General features: G+C 58.3%; 15 protein-coding genes. 5 read left to right on the top strand and 10 right to left on the bottom strand.

The window, feature by feature from the left end; genetic code table 11:
- Nucleotides 1-10 precede the first annotated feature (10 nt).
- Nucleotides 11-493 (bottom strand): Hsp20/alpha crystallin family protein, encoded by a 483-nt coding sequence (locus tag I5961_RS13995; protein WP_227235595.1) that lies wholly within the window; start codon nt 491-493, stop codon nt 11-13.
- On the opposite strand from I5961_RS13995, the gene I5961_RS13990 reads away from it, so the two are divergent.
- The gene (locus I5961_RS13990; RefSeq protein ID WP_227235645.1) at nt 422-619 is read left to right on the top strand and encodes a hypothetical protein; all 198 of its coding nucleotides are present in this window, start codon (nt 422-424) and stop codon (nt 617-619) included. The two genes, I5961_RS13995 and I5961_RS13990, sit on opposite strands and share 72 nt — an antisense overlap.
- Before the next feature lie 9 nt (nt 620-628).
- On the opposite strand, the gene arcD is transcribed toward I5961_RS13990, so the two are convergent.
- The gene (arcD, locus tag I5961_RS13985; protein ID WP_085696135.1) at nt 629-2,122 is read right to left on the bottom strand and encodes an arginine-ornithine antiporter; all 1,494 of its coding nucleotides are present in this window, start codon (nt 2,120-2,122) and stop codon (nt 629-631) included.
- A 288-nt stretch (nt 2,123-2,410) separates the two neighbouring features.
- Between arcD and I5961_RS13980 the strand changes: the two genes are divergently transcribed.
- Both I5961_RS13980 and I5961_RS13975 read left to right on the top strand, forming a co-directional pair.
- Complete coding sequence (locus I5961_RS13980) at nt 2,411-2,857, top strand: cupin domain-containing protein (protein ID WP_227235538.1); 447 nt, start codon at nt 2,411-2,413, stop codon at nt 2,855-2,857.
- A gap of 320 nt (nt 2,858-3,177) precedes the next feature.
- A complete protein-coding gene (locus tag I5961_RS13975) occupies nt 3,178-6,315 on the top strand; it encodes an autotransporter domain-containing protein (RefSeq protein WP_227235537.1) in 3,138 nt (1,045 codons plus the stop codon).
- 88 nt (nt 6,316-6,403) lie between these two features.
- Here the strand turns inward: I5961_RS13975 and I5961_RS13970 are convergent, their stop codons facing one another.
- From I5961_RS13970 to I5961_RS13935, 8 genes are all read right to left on the bottom strand, one after another.
- Nucleotides 6,404-6,823, bottom strand: a complete 420-nt coding sequence (locus I5961_RS13970) for a DUF6691 family protein (RefSeq protein ID WP_227235536.1) — start codon at nt 6,821-6,823, stop codon at nt 6,404-6,406.
- Nucleotides 6,824-6,825: 2 nt separating this feature from the next.
- Nucleotides 6,826-7,260: a YeeE/YedE family protein gene (locus I5961_RS13965; protein WP_085702126.1), complete on the bottom strand. Its 435-nt coding sequence runs from the start codon at nt 7,258-7,260 to the stop codon at nt 6,826-6,828.
- Nucleotides 7,261-7,397: 137 nt separating this feature from the next.
- Nucleotides 7,398-8,783 (bottom strand): GntP family permease, encoded by a 1,386-nt coding sequence (locus tag I5961_RS13960; protein ID WP_227235535.1) that lies wholly within the window; start codon nt 8,781-8,783, stop codon nt 7,398-7,400.
- 293 nt (nt 8,784-9,076) lie between these two features.
- Nucleotides 9,077-9,922 (bottom strand): amidohydrolase family protein, encoded by an 846-nt coding sequence (locus I5961_RS13955; RefSeq protein ID WP_227235534.1) that lies wholly within the window; start codon nt 9,920-9,922, stop codon nt 9,077-9,079.
- 29 nt (nt 9,923-9,951) lie between these two features.
- Nucleotides 9,952-11,241, bottom strand: a complete 1,290-nt coding sequence (locus I5961_RS13950) for an MFS transporter (protein WP_085702129.1) — start codon at nt 11,239-11,241, stop codon at nt 9,952-9,954.
- 132 nt (nt 11,242-11,373) lie between these two features.
- Nucleotides 11,374-12,105 carry a GntR family transcriptional regulator gene (locus I5961_RS13945; protein WP_085696174.1) on the bottom strand — a complete coding sequence of 244 codons (732 nt, stop codon included), beginning with the start codon at nt 12,103-12,105 and terminating at the stop codon, nt 11,374-11,376.
- Between the two features lie 362 nt (nt 12,106-12,467).
- Nucleotides 12,468-13,127: a carbonic anhydrase gene (locus I5961_RS13940; protein WP_085702980.1), complete on the bottom strand. Its 660-nt coding sequence runs from the start codon at nt 13,125-13,127 to the stop codon at nt 12,468-12,470.
- A 139-nt stretch (nt 13,128-13,266) separates the two neighbouring features.
- Entirely contained in the window at nt 13,267-15,054 is a 1,788-nt protein-coding gene (locus I5961_RS13935; RefSeq protein ID WP_227235533.1) for a thiamine pyrophosphate-requiring protein, read from the bottom strand.
- Nucleotides 15,055-15,402: 348 nt separating this feature from the next.
- On the opposite strand from I5961_RS13935, the gene I5961_RS13930 reads away from it, so the two are divergent.
- Nucleotides 15,403-17,808 carry a glucose/quinate/shikimate family membrane-bound PQQ-dependent dehydrogenase gene (locus I5961_RS13930; RefSeq protein ID WP_085702982.1) on the top strand — a complete coding sequence of 802 codons (2,406 nt, stop codon included), beginning with the start codon at nt 15,403-15,405 and terminating at the stop codon, nt 17,806-17,808.
- Between the two features lie 84 nt (nt 17,809-17,892).
- On the top strand, nt 17,893-19,191 hold the full coding sequence (locus I5961_RS13925) for a carbohydrate porin (RefSeq protein WP_227235532.1): 1,299 nt from the start codon (nt 17,893-17,895) through the stop codon (nt 19,189-19,191).
- The last annotated feature ends 62 nt before the right edge of the window (nt 19,192-19,253 follow it).

Genomic DNA, 19,253 nt, shown 5'->3' with positions numbered 1-19,253 from the left:
ATCTGCGGATTCATTCGCCCTTGATCGGCACGACCTTGTCCGCTTTCATCGCTTCGGGCTTTTTCGGCAGCGAGATGCTCAATACGCCTTTGCTGAAGTGCGCATCGATCTTCTCGGCGTCGACCCCTTTGGGCAGGTTGAACACACGCTCGAAGGAACCATAGTGACGCTCGCTCAAGTAATAGCCCTTGCGTTTTTCTTCCTTGTCCTCTTTCTTTTCGCCCTTGATGATCAGGCTGCCGTTGGACAGTTTGATTTCGATGTTCTTCTGGTCCATGCCGGGCAGTTCGGCCGTGATTTCGAAGCTTTTATCCTTTTCGGTGATATCCACGGCCGGCATGCTGGGGGAGAAGACGTCACGCGAGAAGAACGGTTCTACATCAAACAGCCCGCGGCTGAAGGGTGACATCAATGATCCACGGTGAAAATCCTCGAACAGGTGATCAACCTGCTGCCGCAGCTTTTCGAGTGGGCGCCAGATATCGGTCGTCACGGGCACCTGACTGGATTTTGCTTCCGCATGTTCCTGCATCTTTTTCAAGGAATTGCTCATTTTCGGTACTCCTCTCGGATTGAAGGCGCAGCGTCGGACGTCCTGTCGGCGAACCGCGCAGACTGAAAGAACTCCTTACAGCGTCAACGTCCCGGACCACAGCATCCAGCCCGCATAGGCCGCTGCGATCCAGATGATGATCAGCAAACCTGTCTCGGGACCGCCAAGAGGCTGACCCTCACGGGCTTTCAGTGTGCCCAGGTAGATCAGTGAGCCAGGGGCGTAGAGCAACGCGCTGAGCAGCAAGTATTTGGGGCCTGCGGCGTACAGCAACCAGACGCAATACAGCGTGGCGACCAGCGCGATGGCCAGGTCTCGCACTTGCAAGGCGCGATGACCGGCGTAGGTTTCGCCCTGCCAGGTCATTTTCAATGCATACAGACTGCTGAGCAGGTAGGGCAGCAGGATCATCGAGGTGGCAAGAGAAATCAGTGCCAGGTAACTGGCGCTCGAGTAAAGCGTCAACAGCAAAAACAGCTGGATGCATCCGTTGGTCAGCCACAAAGCGTGGGCAGGCACGCCCCGGGCGGACTCCTTACCAAGCGACGGTGGCATGACCTTTTCTTTCGCCGGTGTGAACACCGATTCAGCCGCCAGCAGTGTCCAGGCGAGTAGGGCGCCACCGACCGAAACAATCAAACCGATGCTGATCAGCACGGCACCCCATGGTCCGACGGCGGCCTGCAGTACGCCGGCCATCGAAGGATTTTTAAGGGCGGCCAGTTCCGGTTGTTTGAGTATGCCCAGTGACAGCAGGGACACCGCGATCAACAACAATAAGGTGATGATAAAACCGATGACAGTGGCGCGTCCGACATCGGCGCGCTCTGCCGCGCGGGCAGAAAACACATTGGCGCCTTCGATGCCGATAAACACCCAAACCGTCACCAGCATTGTGCTTTTGACTTGGTCGAGAGTGCTGCCCAGCCCCGGTGTTCCCCAGAAGTCCATGGCGAACGTGTCGCGCCGGAACGCCGCGATCACGAAGCCGATGAACAGCAACAGCGGCACAATCTTGGCCGCGGTGCTCAAGGCATTGGCACGAGCCGCCGTACGCATGCCCCGCAAGATCATCCAGTGCAAGGACCAGAGCACCACTGACGCGCCGGCAATCGCTGCTTTGTTATTGCCTTCACCAAATGCTGGAAAGAAGTAACTGAGCGCGGCAAACAGAATCACCAGATAGCTGACGTTGCCGATCCAGGCACTGATCCAGTAGCCCCAGGCAGAGTTGAAACTGAGAAAGTCACCACCGAGTGCCCGAGCATAGGCAAACACACCGTTATCCAATGCCGGCTGGCGGTTGGACAGGGACTGATAGACCAGTGCCAGCGATAGCATGCCGCCGCCGGTGATCAGCCAGCCAATGAGGATCGCCCCGGCCCCGGCGCTGGCCGCCATGTTTTGAGGAAGGCTGAAAATCCCGCTGCCGATCATCGATCCCACCACCAGAGCGACCAGAAGGCTCAGAGTGAGTCGCTTGGGCTCGGTTTTGGGTAAGCTGCCGGCCAGTGGGGGATGTTGGGCGGGGGTAGCGCCCGGTTGGATGTCTTGTAGTTGAGTAGCCATGACGTACCTCCACGAGACGGAATGGTCGGCATTGACCGCGAACGTCGAGGATTAATTTCGTCGAGAAGCGCGCATGTGTGTTTGATTAAAATCAACTGCAGGGAAAAACCTGAGGGCGTCGGTCTCACTAGCTGCGGCCGCATAGTTTTGAGCCAAAGGAGGGCAGATGTGACAGCAAATCCTCCTGCTCCAGGAGCGCTTATAGTTAGCTCAAGTAAATAGATGTTTAGTTGAGCTATACACGAAGCACATCGAAAATGACTGGGAAAGCCTATGAAACTAAGTCATATGACCGCCAAGGACGTGATCACTGCTCTGGATCTGGAACCGCACGTTGAAGGCGGTTTTTTTCGCAGAACCTATCAGGCCGACCACCGGGACATGCTCGAAACTATCGGCGGACCGCGGTATCTGATGACGTCGATTTACTACTTGCTGACCGAGGAATCGCCGGTGGGCCAGTTTCATTTCAATCATTCCGACATCCTGCATTATTTCCATCTGGGCGACGCCATCGAATACAGCCTGATTCATGCAGACGGTTCACTACAGACATTGGTGATGGGTAGTGACGTCCTGGCTGGACAGCAACTGCAGTTCCACGTACCGGGCGGAATCTGGAAAGCATCCAGATTGCTGAATGGCGAGAATGGATTCGGGTTGATCAGCGAAGCGGTTTCACGTTGTAATATTTTGTTACGTGTAATGTATATTATGTTAAAGAAGATGTTTTGATACCTCGGTAGAAACCTATTCGGTCAAACAAGGCGCCGCTCTGGGCGATAGTGATGTCCGGAGCATCCTTTAGAGCGGCGCTCTGCGCTTTCACCTCTTCCCCGCTGCCATTCAGATTCACGCAAGTCACCTCTAACTACGGCTTAAAGACTCATTCTGCGCAGTCGATATCGTACGAGTCGCCAGAATGGGCAGCATCGCGCGCGCTCCGCCTCTGAATCAGGTTTCTCTGCATGTATTCAACGCAAAAGCTTGTCTGCAAAACAACGGTACTGAACGGTCGGTACGTTTCATTCAGGGTTTCCAGATTTTTTGTGTTCATGGCACTCGCCATTTGCAGCCTGCTGTTTGTTTCATCTTCGGCGTACGCGTTATCGGCCAGCTGCACGACGCTCAACGGTTTGAGCGGTTCGGGTAGCTTTTCTCGCTCCTTTCCTGCTGGTTCCTTTTCTGCCGGCGAGAGCGTCTCGGTCACGTTCAGTGACAACGGCGGCAACGTCGGCAACAGCAATCCGTCGTCCGCCGATAACGTGATCCTGCGCAACCCGACCACGTTCTCGCCCTACTTCGACTACCGCAGCAACACCGGCAGTGCAGGTAGTCATGCGGGCAGTGCTTCGGCTGCAAATCTGACCAACGGGCTGTTCATCAGCACCAAGGTCGGCACCTACCTGAGCACGGTGACCATCAACTGTGGTGCGGCGGTTTCCAGCGATGCCACCCTGTCGAACCTGATCCCTTCAGCCGGTACCTTGTCGCCTTCATTTTCATCGGGCACCAGTACCTACAATGTCGCGGTCGCGAGCAACGTATCTTCAATCACCTTCACGCCGACGGCCTCCGACAGTAACGCTACGATCACGATCAACGGAATGAGTGTGGGCTCGGGTGCTACATCGCCAGCAATCAGCCTGAACACGGGGTCGAACACGATCAGCGTATTGGGTACTGCCCAGGACGGGAGTACCACGCACCTGTACACCATCACGGTCACTCGGGCCGTCGCTGCGCCGGATGCGAGCAATGTCTCCGCGACCGTGGCTTCCAACAGTTCCGGCAATCCGATCACTTTGGCCCTCTCAGGCGGCACTGCGACGTCGGTTGCCGTTGCATCCGCCCCTTTACACGGGCTTGCCACCGCCAGCGGCACCTCCATCAGCTATACGCCGGCATCAGGTTACTCAGGCCCAGATAGCTTCACCTACACCGCCAGTAACTTGTCGGGCACCTCCTCCCCCGCGACGGTCACGCTAACGGTGACGGCGCCGACACTGGTGTTGACCCCGGCTGCCGGTGCGTTGCCTGCCGGTCAGGCGGGAACGGCCTACAGTCAATCATTCAGCTCGACCGGGGGCTCGGCGCCTTACAGCTATACAAGCTCCGGAGTTCCCGCAGGGCTGACTCTCGATGCAGCCAGTGGCGTTCTGAGTGGTACGCCCGCCAGTCCTGGCAGCTACAACCTCTCTGTCAGCGTGACGGATCAACATGGCGCCGTCGGCAATGCCAATTACACGCTGAGCATTGCGGGTGGGCCAGTGCCTGTGGCCAACCCGGTTTCCGCCGCCATCGCTGCCAATAGCAGCGGCAGTATTGCGCTGTCTCTGGCGGGAGGAACAGCCACGTCGGTCGCGGTTGTCACTGCACCAATGCACGGCAGTGCGATGGCCCGAGGCCTGACGATCACCTATACGCCAGTGGCCGGGTTCTCCGGGACGGACAGCTTCACCTACACCGCCAGTAATGCCTCAGGCACCTCGCCGGCAGCGACGGTCAATCTGACGATTTCAGCCCCTACCCTGATCGTTTCCCCCGCCGCCGGATCGCTGCCAGCGGCAACAATCGGTGCCCGTTACTCACAAGCATTGAGCGTAAGCGGTGGCAGCAGCCCCTATCGTTTCAGCGCCACTGGTCTGCCGTCGGGCCTGAACATCGATGCCTCCTCCGGGACAATTTCCGGCACACCTTCGGAAGCAGGCTCGGCGACCATTGCCGTGCAAATCACGGACGCCACCGGTGCGACGCTCAATGTCGCTTACAGCCTGAGCATCGGCGGCACGTTGCCAAGCGGCGCCGACCGCAGCGCATCCTTGTACGCCGGGCAGGCAGTCACCGTGAACCTGGCGGATGGCATCAGCGGCGGGCCATTCACCGGCGCGGCATTGGTGGACACGCCTTCCAAAGCCATGGGACAGACGACGCTCAGCGGGACGAGTCTGACATTTGTGGCTGCCGCACAAGCTTCAGGCGCTGCGATCATCCGTTACACCCTCAGCAATCGCTGGGGCGCGTCGCAACCCATCACCCTGACGCTGCAAGTGGCCGGACGTTCCGACCCGAGCAAAGACCAGGAAGTGATCGGCATGCTCGGCGCCCAAGCGCAAAGTGCCGCACGTTTTGCCCGCGCACAGATCGACAACTTCAACGACCGCCTCGAACAACTGCACGACAAAGAGAACCGTCGTGGCAGCAGCTTCAACCTGCAACTCGGCTTGCCGCAATCACGCCAGTCACGCACCGGCAATACCAGCGCCTCGGAGATGTACCAGGCACTGTCGTCACTCAGTGGCAGCGATCGCACAGCCTCCCCACAATTGTCCGCAGCCCCCGGCTCAAACAGCGGATTGCTGGGAGATGAGAACCTGTCGTTCTGGAGTGGTGGCTACGTCAACGTCAGTGATACCCGCCGAGACGATGTGAAGCTCGACAGCACCATGGTCGGTATGAGCGCCGGCGTCGACTATCGCTTCTTCGATGCCTTCACCGCCGGCATCGGTTTCGGGTACGGCCGGGACTCCAGCGATATCGGCTCCGAAGGCAGCCACAGCAAAGGCGATTCATTCAGCGGCGCGATCTACGGCAGCTTCCACCCTGGCCGCGTGTTCATCGACGGCTTGCTTGGGTATAGCAACCTGTCGTTCGACAGTCGCCGCTATGTGACCGATAACGGCGGATACGCCAAGGGCTCGCGTGACGGCGATCAGATCTTCGGCTCGCTCAGCTCGGGTTATGAATTCAGGGAAGACACCTGGCGTATCGCACCTTATGGCCGTGTCGACGTGTCATCGACGAAGCTCGATGGATTTCGCGAATCCGGCAGCGGCGCGTTCGACCTTGCATACGCGGCACAACGCATGAGCGTGTTGTCCGGAACCGGTGGTTTGCGGGGGCAATATGGCCTGTCGCTGAAGCCGACGGAAGTGACGCTGCGTGGTCGCCTCGAATACAGCCACACCTTCAGCGGTGACAGCACGGCGCACATGGGGTACGCCGACATCAGTGACGCCACCTATGGCGTGTCCACCCAGGGGCAAAGCGAAAACCTGATGACCGTCGCACTGGGAGCTGACTTCTCACTGCCCGGTGGCTTGACGACAGGCGTGACCTATCAAGGGTCATACGGATTGGGGGACGACTCCAGATCTCATGCGCTGATGCTCAGACTTGCAACGCGATTCTGATATCAGGGAGCGGCGTCTCAATAGAACACTCGGAGGGTGGAGGTATCGGACAGCGTTTCCGTCATTTACGTCCATGGTTATCACCTGATCAACACACGCGTCGGCTTTCCAATACAGAGAACAAATACATACCGGCCAACATAGCCAACACGAAAATGATTATTTGCCAGTGCCCCGTCAGCAGAGTAGCTACAGCCGGCCCAGGACAAATCCCCGCAATTCCCCAACCAACACCGAACACTAGACTGCCGCCAATCAAGCGGGAGTCCAGCTCTCGCTTTACGGGTATCTGCATGCGGGCACCCAGCAAGGATTGCTTGTTCTTGCGCGCCCAATTCAGGGGAATAATCGCCACTGCAATCGCCCCTCCCATCACCAGAGCAAGTGACGGATCCCAAGCTCCGGCGACATCAAGAAAAGCCAATACCTTGGCAGGGTTCGCCATGCCTGCCAGGAGTAGACCTAAGCCAAAGATCAACCCTGCAAAAAATGCGCTCAACTTGATCATCTTCAAGCTCCCAAAACATGACGAATGACGTACACCGTTGCGAAGCCGGCGGTCATAAAACACACCGTTGCCACGATGGAGCGAGGAGACAACCGGGAGATCCCGCACACGCCGTGACCACTCGTACAGCCCGAGCCGTAACGGGTTCCCACGCCGACGAGCAGCCCCGCAATAATCAGGGCCGGCCACTCTGTCTTGATCTCTATTTCCGGCAAAACGGTCAACGCTCCCCACAACAAGGGCGCAAGTAAAAGACCAAGAAGAAACAACGCCTTTTCGCTCCAGCCTTCACTATCAAATTGCATCACGCTACCTAGCAAGCCGCTGATGCCCGCGATACGACCATTAGCGAGAACGAACAAGCTGGCCGCCAGCCCTATCAAGGCGCCGCCGCCTAATGACGTCCAGGGTGTGAAGTTGATCCAATCGATGTGCATTTTGTATCTCCTGTACACAAGTGCTGGTTAAGCCTGAGCCCGAAGAGCAAGTGTCTGCTCCTGTGGTAGAGGAGCCTGTGCCTGACCCCTCGACTGACTCGCTCGGGCACGGTTGCTATCTGCGAACAGATCCTGACTCAAGTCACCGTGACAGCCGCATTCAACATCAACACCACAATCAAACCGACCACGGCTACGATGGATTGAACCACCGAAATGGTTTTGGTGGCTTCGCCCATAGTCATGCCAAAGGATTCCTTCACCATCCAGAAGCCCGCATGGTTCGCATAGTTGAAGAACAGCGAGCCACAGCCTATGGACAAGGCTAGCAGCGGCAGGTTGAGGCTGGGATCAGCACCTGCAAGCGGCGCCAGCAAACCCGCAGCACCAACGATACCTACAGTGGCTGAACCGGTAGATACCGAGAGCAGCATGGCGATCAACCAACCCAGGATCAGCGGAGGGAACGCAGACTGCTGGGTCAGGTGCACAATGGCATCGCCTACCTTGGCGCTGGTCAGCAGTTCCTGAAAGGCACCACCGCCGGCGATGATCATGATGATTGAAGCGATGGGCTTGAGGCTCTTGCCCAGGGATTCGCGCAGTTGCCCTGCATCGCCACCTCGCGCGAGTACCAGACTCGCCCCTGCGAACAGAACGCCCAGAAGCATGGCTATCAGGGGATTGCCCAAGAAACTGGCCATCTTCAGGATTGCATTGCCCTTGGGTAATAGCATCTCGGCGACGGCATGAATCAGCATCAGGATCGCCGGTAGCAAGGCTGCCAGCACGCCAAGCCATACGCTGGTGCTTGGTTGATCGTCGGCTTTTTCAGCCAGGGTGAACTGATCCAGCAAAACCTGATCCGGCCGGGTGCTCATACGCGGCGAAATGAATGCGCCATAAAGCGGGCCGCCCAAAATCATTGCAGGAATTGCGGCAAGGAAGCCATAGAGCATTGTGGGCCCAACCGAGGTTTTGAGCGCGGCGATGGCCGTCAAGGGGCCAGGGTGCGGCGGTACCATCCCGTGCATGGCTGCAAGTGCCGCAATCACCGGAACACCCACATACACATACGCTGAACCTTTGAAGCGAGCCTGGCTTTCCAGTTTTCGCGCCACGCTGAATATCAGCGGCAGCATGATCACCAGGCCTACCTCGAAAAACATGGGAATACCAATTACAAATGCAACCATCATCATGGCCCAAGGGATCATCCGATCCGATGTCCGCTTGAGGATGACCTCGGCGATCTGCTCTGTGACACCTGCGTCAGCAAGAATTTTGCCCAGCATCGCTCCAAGCGCGATGACCACCCCTACTGCACCCAGTGTCTTTCCGGCGCCGGTGATCACGTGGGAGACGATGGATTCCGGCTCCATTCCGGTTGCAAAGCCGACGCCCACGGAAACCACCAGCAAGGCCAGGAGCGGGTGCATTTTGAGACGTGACACGATGAGCCCCACCAGCACCAGGACGCTCACCAATGCGGTCAGTAACAGGTCTATATCTAAGGGGGTCATGAAAGGATCTCGGTTGGGCCGACGCAAAAACTGCACTCGGATTTGAAAGAAAAGTTTGAAACCGTAACGCCTGTCGGTGCATGTAATAAGCGAAGCTTCGTTTGGGTGGGTTCAATTTCGATTTCGGATGACATGTTCATGGAATCTGCTCTTTTGTAATTGGAATCAGCTGCTACACAAAACGTCCCGATGAGGCACGGCAGGTTTTAATGCAACGTCGCACGTCGAACGTTCTGTAGGTATTGATTTAAATGGGAGAGATGAATGGGCATTTGCGAATGCAGGCGCAAGTTTCAGCTTTTGCCTTTCGCAAAACCGAACAACCTTCGAGGGGCTTGCACCAGAAGCGAATAGCTAACCTGCGGCGAACACTCCAGGGCTTTTAACTGATCGACTACGGTGCGAAAACCGATGCTTTGCTCATGCTGCGTATGCGGCCAGTCGCTACCCCACACCAACTGGCGAACGCCAAAACTTTGTTCCAGCAGCGGTAATGCCACTCGAGCGAAATTGATGTTCTGTTGCGGCGTACCTCCCAAACGATAGATTCCCGATACCTTCATCCAGATCGAACCTTTTGACCCCAACTCCAGTAACTCGCAAAAACCGGGCTGATCGACGCCCGAATTGGCATCCGGCCGGCCAAAGTGATCGATCACCAACTTCAAACCGAACGGGGCCAATTGATGAATCAGCCCAGGCAGATCCTTTACCTCCCGATGCAATTCGACATGCCAGTCAAGATCAGCAATGTGGCTGAAAAACGCTCTCCAGGCACTGTTACGAAAATCAGGTAACGCCTTGCCCATCAGGTTCAAGCGAACGCCGACCGCGCCCAGGCGATCCATGTCATTCAACATGGCGCGACTGACGCCTGGCTCCAGCACAACCACGCCTCGCAACTGATCCGGCGCTTGCCTCAACGCCGCCAGCAAGTAGCTATTGTCAGTACCGAGAAAGCTCGGTTGCACCAATACGCCATGGCTTAGGCCATGAGCGTGCAAGTGCGTCAGATACTGCTCAAGCGTGGCGTTGTAATCAGGGGTGTAGCGCCGTTCACCGATCAAATTCAGATCACGGCTAAACACATGAGCATGGGAGTCGATGCCGGTGATCGGTGTAGAGCAGGTATCAGTCATAGCATTCATCTAATAGAAGGTAATGGGCATCAGGCCCGCGCACTCTCGTTGCCGTTGATCGCTACTGCCACCGATGTATTTGAAGCTTCGAGGCTGCGTCCACGGGTTTCCGGCAGACAAAGTGCCGCGATCACCGCCACGCCATAGGCAATCCCGGCGTCGATACCAATCGCAGAGCCAAGGGACATGGAGTCGCTCATGTGGCCGACCAGGAACGGGAATACCGCTGACAGCACTCGGCCAAAGTTGTAGCAGAAGCCCACACCGGCACCGCGCACGTCTGCCGGGTATAGCTCGTTGAATAACGCGCCAAGGCTTGCGGGAATACCGGCCGCAAAAAAGCCGAGCGGGAACCCCAGGAACAGCATCTGGGTATTGGTCAGTGGCAGGAACACGTAACACTGCACAGTGACGACACAGCACAACGCGAACAGCACGATGTTTTTACGACGGCCAATGCGGTCGATCAAAAATCCACTGACCACGCATCCGCACCAAAAGGCGAAGATGATCACTGCGAGGTAACCACCAGAGTTCAGCACCGAGAGGTTACGCTCGCTCTTGAGGAACGTCGGCAGCCAGGTCATCACTGCGTGGTAACCACCGTGCGCGCCCAAGCCCAACAGACCACCGAATAGCGTCACGCGAATCAGTTCAGGACGGAAGATACCTGCCAGGGATTTGAAGAAACTTTGCGGGATGGCTTTTTCTTTTTGCAGGCGCTGGAAACTATCAGGCTCCTCAACATTGCGCCGTACCCAGATAATCAGGAACGACGGCAGCAAGCCAACGATAAACATCACACGCCAGGCCATATCCTGCGGCACGAACGAATAAATCAACGCAAACACACCGACCGCCAGGCCCCAACCCACAGCCCAGGCGCTTTGCACCGTACCCATTACCTTGCCACGAAGTCCAGGGTTGATGGTCTCGGCCATCAGCACCGCGCCGGCCGCCCACTCACCGCCAATGCCGAAGCCTTGAAGTGCTTTGACGATCAGCAACTGATGGAAACCAGTGACGAACGCCGACAGAAAGGTGAAGAACGAGAACCACAAGATCATCCATTGCAGCGTGCGTACCCGGCCGTAGCGGTCGGACAATGTCCCCCCTACCCATCCGCCGATGGCCGAAGTAACCAGCGTAACGCCACTGATTAGTCCCGCGTCACCCTTTGTCAGGGCGAATGCGGCGATCAGCGCCGGAATCGCCAAGCCAAACATTTGTACTTCCAGTGCGTCGAGCGACCATCCGCCGAAGCAGGCCCAAAACGTTTTGCGCTCCCGAGGAGTGATTTGGCGATACCAGCTGAACATGATTCTTATCCTTATAAGTGGAACTTAAGGCAGCCGAAAGCGAACCGCTCCGCTACAGGGCCATTTTTGGCAATAAACAGGAAACCAGCGGCGACTTACTCGCCGCTCAACGATTCACTACACAGGTAGGTGCTAGCGGATATCCACGCTGTATCGGAAGTGCTCCGCATGCCCACGGGAACGACGCCACTCCAGTGGTGTGCCGGCGTAATCACGAGCCAATCGCTCGATCACTACCACTGGGCTGCTGACCGGTACCTGCAGCAGTCGAGCATGCACCTCACTCACCGATTCAGCCGTGAGTGTCTCTTCGGCGTAGGCGACGACCTGACCGCAGATTTCTTCGTAGATCGGATATAGCAGTGGGCCTTTCCGGCTGAGGTCAACTTCCAGCAGTGCTTGAAAGCGGTTGCGCGGCAGCCAGATCTCTTCGGCAAGCACGGGCTGAACTTCGAGCAATCGAACACGGACAATGCGGATAACCGGCGCTTCGACCGGTAACCCTAACGCTTGGGCTACAGCTGAAGGCGCGGCTACTGCTTCGATGGACAGAATGCGACTCTCCGGTACCTGGCGTTCGCCGGCAGCGGTTTGAAAACGAAAGAATCGAAACAACGACGATTGAAACTGGGGTCGGCGAACGAAAGTGCCTCGGCCTTGTTGCCGCTCAAGAATTCCCTCGCTGACCAACGAATCGACCGCTTTGCGCACGGTGCCAGTAGACAACTGGTATTCCGCTGACAGTGCGGCCTCAGTGGGAATAGCCTCGCCTGGACGCCAGCGGTTGTTAGCGATCTGTTCAGCCAAGTGGTCACGCAGGCGTTGGTAAAGCGGCAGGCGAGCATCACTGGAAAGAGAATTCATCGACTTTATTCACCTTGTTATCTAGTCATCTATATGAATCTTGGGGCGAGTATTTCGCCAGACAACTGAACTGTCAAGGTGGGCAACGGCATCGCGCTGACGAGTGGAGTCAATAGCCTCAGATAAAGATGACAAGCCCGCTGGTTCAATCACGGGTTAGGTGAGGCAATGCCGATATGGCTAAAAAATGCGTCAAGTGGTTGTCGCGTCGGGGTAAAAAATCCGTCTCGTGAGGAAAATCCGCCCAAGCAGTTTACTGCTCGACGCTGCCGATGACTCCGTTCGCCGGCAGTTCCTTTATCTCGGGCCTGGTACTGCTTGACCAGGACGAAGACATCTCCGTCCTGGCTCGTCCGTCGCTGTTACACGTGATCAACGTTGCGCGCAGCAACGGCAACGGTGGTCGGTGAATCGGAAAGTTTGACGAAACGCCGAGTGGCGCCATCCAGCGCATCGATGCAACCTGCCTCGATGTCATAGACCCAGCCATGCAGATTCAAACTCCCCTGCTCGAGCGCGAGCGCCACCGATGGATGAGTGCGCAGGTTCGCCAATTGTGCAATCACGTTTTCGCGAACGAGGCCATCGAGCTTGTCACGTGGCGTATCGAATTCATGCGCGGCGTTAATCGCTTTCGCCGCATCCGAGTGACGAAGCCAGTTGGCAACGGCCGGAAGATGATCCAGACAGGTGCAGCGTGAAATCGCGCCCATCGCCCCACAATCCGAATGGCCGCAAATCACGATGTCCTTTACGCCGAGCACGGCAACCGCATATTCGACAGTGGCCGAAACCCCACCCGGTTCAGGTCCGTACGACGGCACGATGTTGCCGGCGTTGCGGATCACGAATAGCTCGCCCGGTTCGCGCTGTGTGAGGAGTTCAGGCACTACACGACTGTCCGAGCACGTGACGAACAGCGCCTTGGGGTTCTGTTCTGTCGCGAGCTGCTTGAAAAGCTCGACGCGCTGTGGATACACCTCGCGCTGAAAACGCAGAAAGCCATCAATAATGTCACGCATGGAATCCTCCAAATCAAACTGCCGGATACCGACACGAGCACTCGACATGACCTCGTGCCGCAATGGTGCTCATTATTGCAGACCTCACGCGCATTGGATGTATTCAATCCACGACGGGTGAGGCGGCTCCTGACGGAACTCATTTTTTGCGCGGAAGCACAGCCCCTAACACCTGTTTGGCGGTTTGCACGACAATCCCCGCCTCGTCCGGATCACCCTTGAGCAACGTGGTGGCGAACTTCTTCGCTTGCTCGAGCTTGATGTGCGGGGGAAGCGGTGGAACGTTGGGGTCGGTCTTGAACTCGATCAGCACGGGGACATCCGAAGCCAGCGCCTGCTCCCACGCGGCGGCCACGTCGTCTTCGCGGTCGACGAATATGCCTTTCAGCCCAATGGAGATGGCGAACAGGTGATAAGGAACATCGGGAATGCTCTGCGACGCTTCGAACTTCGGATCCCCCTCCATGACCCGTTGCTCCCAAGTCACCTGATTGAGGTCTTCATTGTTGAAGACGGCGCAGATCCATTTGGGGCTTGCCCACTGCCGCCAATATTTGGCCACGGTGATCAACTCCGCCATATTGCTCATCTGCATCGCGCCATCGCCCACCAGCGCGATCACGGGACGCTCCGGGAACGCGAATTTGGCCGCAATCGCATAAGGCACAGCGGCGCCCATCGAGGCCAGGCCGCCAGACAGGGAACACTTCATGCCGCGCCGCACTTTCAGATCGCGGGCGTACCAGTTGGCGCAAGAGCCGGAATCGCTGGCGATGATCGAAAGTTCCGGCAGACGTGGCGACAGTTCGAACACCACCCGTTGCGGATTGACGGGATCGGCCTTGGCCATGGCGCGTTTTTCCAGGGTTTTCTCCCAGGTAGCGCGCCAGCCCTCGACCTTTTTGCGCCATTTGCGTGAAGTTTTGTGCTCAAGCAATGGCAACAGTGCAGCGAGGGTTTCTCCGGCGTCACCTACCAGATTGACCTCCATGGGGTAGCGCAAACTAAGCATGTCGGGTTGCAAATCGATCTGCACCCCGCGTGCCTGACCTTCCTTTGGCAGAAATTCAGAATACGGAAACCCAGAGCCGATCATCAGCAAGGTGTCGCATTCGGTCATCAGCTTGTAGCTGGGTTCGGTGCCCAGCAAACCGATGCTGCCCGTGACCCAGGGCAGTTCGTCCGGCAGTACCGCTTTACCGAGAAGCGCCTTGGCGACACCGGCGCCAAGCTTTTCCGCCACGGCGATGACCTGGTCGGTTGCCTGCAACGCACCGGCCCCCACCAGGATCGCCACTTTTTCGCCTGCATTCAGAACCTCGGCGGCACGTTGCAGATCCGCGTCATAAGGCACGACTTTCGGTTTGGTATAGCCCACCCCGGAATGCACAGTGCCATGGGTTCGTCCCGGAGCTTCATATTCGATGTCCTGCAAATCGTTGGGCAGGATGATTGCCGTGACGCGCCGCTCACCGACAGCCGTGCGTACCGCCCTGTCGATCAAGTGGCGAACCTGCGCCGGGGCTGACGCCTGTTGCACGAAGGCACCGGCGACATCCTTGAACATCGACAGCAGGTCGAGCTCCTGCTGATAGTGACCACCGAGTGCCGCGCGGGCCTGTTGCCCCACAATCGCCAGCACGGGTACGTGATCCATGCGCGCGTCGTAGAGTCCCGTGATCAGATGTGAGGCACCAGGGCCTGACGTGGCGATACATACCCCCAGCTCGCCGGTGAACTTGGCATGCGCCGAGGCCATGAACGCGGCCATCTCTTCGTGCCGCGCTTGAATGAATTCGATCTTTCCCCGCGCCCGGCTCAGTGCGCCGAAAACGCCGTTGATGCCGTCGCCCGGATACCCAAAAAACCGCGTCACGCCCCACTCGCTCAGTCGCTCGACCAGAAAATCGCCTACAGTCATTGTCATGTCGTTTTCGCCTTCACCCAGTGCATGTAAAGGACTGGACAGTCCGGCGGACGGCGAAGTTCGTGTGGATGTCGAGCCCCTCCATCAAGTGACGCATGGGCTGATTGCAATCCTGCTTGAGGTTGCTCCGGGCATCAGCAGTTATCTGTAGCTGTCACAAATTCCATTTCTGCTGACACAAAGGCGAATTTTTACCGCCCCTTGGACATTGGCGTGGAGCCCGCTGGCTGCGCTTTCGGTGCTAGAGCACGCCATTGAGCAGCAAACTACACTTCATTCTGAATTAGTGATTTAACTAGGTAGTTACCTAACTATATAATGCCCCCTCATTTCAACGGGACATTCAACGTGAAGCAGAGTCAACGCCTCTCGGGCATATCAACATTCATTCTGGTCGGGCTGGGCGTGATCATCGCCCTGCTCGGCCTGGCACTGGCCGCTGGCGGTGTGAAATTGGTCAGCCTGGGAGGCTCTTGGTACTTCCTGGTCGGCGGTCTGGCGATGGCCGTTTCCGGTCTGCTGATCGCCCGCCGCAAGCCTGCCGGCGCCTGGCTGTTTGCGGCGTTCCTGCTGGGGACGGCGATCTGGGCAGTGATCGATGCAGGGCTGGTGTTCTGGCCGGTGTTCTCGCGTCTGTTCATGTTCAGCGCCGTGGGCCTGGTGGTCGCGCTGGTCTACCCGATGCTCAAACGCGCCGATGGCGGCGTCGCGGGTCGCGGTGCTTACGGTGTTGCGGCTGTTCTGGCGGTTGGACTGGCGGTGGCCGCGGGCAACATGTTCGTTACGCACCCGACCGTCGCGCCTACCGGTACTGGCCCGGGCCTGACGCCAGTGGAGCCGGAAAAGGCGCAGAAAGACTGGGCGCACTACGGTAATACCGAGGGCGGCAGTCGCTTCGCTGCGCTGGACCAGATCAATCGCAGCAACGTCGACAAATTGAAAGTCGCGTGGACCTACCACACCGGCGACATCGCCGAAAGCGACGGCAACGGGGCCGAAGACCAGCTGACTCCACTGCAGATCGGCAACAAAGTCTTCATCTGCACCCCGCACAACAACTTGATCGCGCTGGATGCCGACACCGGTAAAGAACTCTGGAAAAACGCGATCAACGCTCAGTCCAAAGTCTGGCAGCGTTGCCGTGGCATGGCCTACTTCGATGCCAGCGCAGCCGTCGCCAAACCGGCCGGTTCGCCTGTCACCGAGCCCCCGGCCGCTTCTGCTGCCAACTGCACCCGTCGTTTGCTGACCAACACCATCGACGCCCGCCTGATCGCAGTCGATGCCGACACCGGCGAGTTCTGCCAGGGTTTCGGCAACAACGGCCAGGTTGATCTGAAGGCCGGTCTGGGCGATGTGCCCGACAGCTACTATCAATTGTCATCCGCGCCGCTGATGGCCGGCACCACCGTGGTGGTTGGCGGTCGTGTGGCCGACAACGTGCAGACCGACATGCCGGGCGGCGTGATCCGTGGTTTCGACGTGATGACCGGTGCCATGCGCTGGGCGTTCGACCCGGGCAATCCGCAGGATAAAAAGGCACCGGCCGATGGCAAAACCTATGTTCGCAGCACGCCGAACAGCTGGGCGCCGATGTCCTATGACCCGGCAACCAACACAATCTTCCTGCCAATGGGCAGTTCGTCCACCGACATCTATGGGGTCGAGCGCAGCAAACTGGATCACACCTACGGCGCCTCGATCCTGGCGCTGGACGCCAACAGCGGCGAAGAAAAGTGGGTCTACCAGACCGTGCACAACGATCTCTGGGACTTCGACCTGCCGATGCAGCCAAGCCTGATCGACTTCACCAAGGACGGCAAAACCGTGCCCGCGGTGGTGATCGGCACCAAGGCCGGACAGATTTACGTGCTCGACCGTGCCACCGGCAAACCGCTGACCGACGTTAAAGAAGTACCGGTCAAGGCGTCGAACATTCCAAACGAACCCTACTCGCCAACCCAGCCGAAATCGGTAGGCATGCCGCAGATCGGTGCCCAGCACCTGACCGAGTCGGACATGTGGGGCGCAACCCCGTACGACCAGTTGCTGTGCCGGATCGATTTCAAGTCGATGCGCTACGACGGTCTGTACACCGCGCCAGGCACTGACAAATCCCTGAGCTTCCCGGGCTCGCTGGGCGGCATGAACTGGGGCAGCATCTCGACTGACCCGGTGCACGGCTTCATCTTCGTCAACGACATGCGCCTGGGGCTGTGGATTCAGATGATCCCGTCGCAGAACAAGGGCCAGGCAACTTCCGGTGGCGAAGCGCTGAACACGGGCATGGGCGCTGTGCCGCTGAAAGGTACGCCGTACGCGGTCAACAAGAACCGCTTCCTGTCGGTCGCCGGCATTCCCTGCCAGGCACCGCCGTTCGGCACCCTGACCGCGATCGACATGAAGACCCAGAAAGTCGCCTGGCAAGTGCCGGTCGGCACCGTTGAAGACACCGGTCCACTGGGTATTCGCATGCACCTGCCGATCAAGATCGGTCTGCCAACCCTCGGCGGCACCCTGTCGACTCAAGGTGGCCTGATCTTCATTGCCGGCACCCAGGACTTCTACCTGCGCGCCTACAACAGCGGCAACGGTGAAGAAATCTGGAAAGCTCGTCTGCCGGTCGGCAGCCAGGGCGGCCCGATGACGTATGTGTCGCCGAAAACCGGCAAGCAGTACGTGGTCATCACCGCGGGTGGCGCCCGTCAGTCGACCGATCGTGGCGACTACGTGATGGCGTACGCGCTGCCGTAAACCGCAGCGCCCTCCTTTATTTCACTTGTGCGCGGCGCCTTCGGGTGCCGCGTCGTTTTATGTCCTTCGCTCTGGATTTGCGCAATGTCATTGGCTGTTCGCTTTTCTCACGCCGGCGTATTCACCGGCATGCTGTTCGGTCTCACCTGCGGCGCTGCCCTGCCCGCTTTCGCCGATACCGATTCGAGCGTTTTTACCCGCAATACCCTGACCGGCGACTGGGGCGGACTGCGCCACCAGTTCGACGAAGACGGCATCAAGTTCACCGGCGACTACACCGGCGAAACCGCCTACAACGCCGACGGTGGCCTGCATCGCTCGGCGCGCTACTCGCAAAACATCAAGCTCGGCGCGCAGTTCGACCTGAGCAAACTGTACGGCGTCGAAAACGCCGGCAAGATCCAGCTGAGCATCAACGACCGACGCGGCAACAGTGCCTCCGAAGATCTGGTCGGCAACCGTCTGCCCATCCAGGAAAACTACGGTGGCCTCTACACGCGCCTGACCGAACTCAGTTACGAACGCAGCCTGTTTACCCCGGCGCTGAACGTCAAACTCGGCTACATGGCCATGGGCAACGACCTCGGCGGTCTCGACAGTGGCATTCTCTGCAACTTCATGAACGCCGGTTTCTGCGGCCATCCGCTGAACATGTCCGGCGGCAGCGGCTGGACCAACTACCCCAACGCCCACCTGGGTGTTCGGGTGAAATACGACCTCTCCCCGGCCTGGCAACTGCGCGTGGCCGCGTTCAATGTCGACCCGCAAAGCAACGGCAATTCCAGCCGTGCCTGGCACCTGGGCCCGAAACACACCACCGGCACCGTGGTGCCGATCGAACTGGTCTACAAGCAGGCGGGCAAACTGCCGGGCGAGTACAAGGTCGGTTATTACTACGACAGCTCCGACGTCAAACGCATCGGCAGTGAAAAGGAAGTGTCCGGACGCGGCGGCCATTACGTCCTGATCGACCAGGCCGTCTGGGCCTCGGACGCCTCCGAAGGCCGCAGCCTGCACGCTTTCGGCCAATACTCGGCGGCCAGCGAAGCCGCGTCGCCATTCAGCAAGTGGTACGGCACCGGGCTGGTTCTGTACAAACCGTTCGAAGGCCGCCCGCGTGACACCGTGGCCCTGGGCTATGGCCGCGCAGTGCCGAATCCGCGCAGCCGCGATGTGCAGCAGGACGCCGCAATCGCCAATGGCGCTGCGTTCCCCAATCTCGACAGTGCCGAGCAATTGATCGAACTCGGTTACGGCTATCAAGCCACTCCATGGCTGACGCTGCGCCCGAATGTGCAGTACATCATCGAGCCGGGCGCGTTTTCCGGACAGGACATCGACAATGCACTGGTGTTTGGATTGCAGGTGAAAGCCGCGCTCTGATACCGACGTTTAGCGACCACAAAAAAAGCACCCGGACAGACTGTGTGAAAACGCACTGAAGG

This window comes from Pseudomonas sp. IAC-BECa141 (assembly GCF_020544405.1).
In the GTDB taxonomy this organism is placed as follows: Bacteria; Pseudomonadota; Gammaproteobacteria; order Pseudomonadales; family Pseudomonadaceae; genus Aquipseudomonas.
Note: the sequence above shows the minus strand (reverse complement) of the source record. Positions and strands in the feature narration are given on the sequence as shown.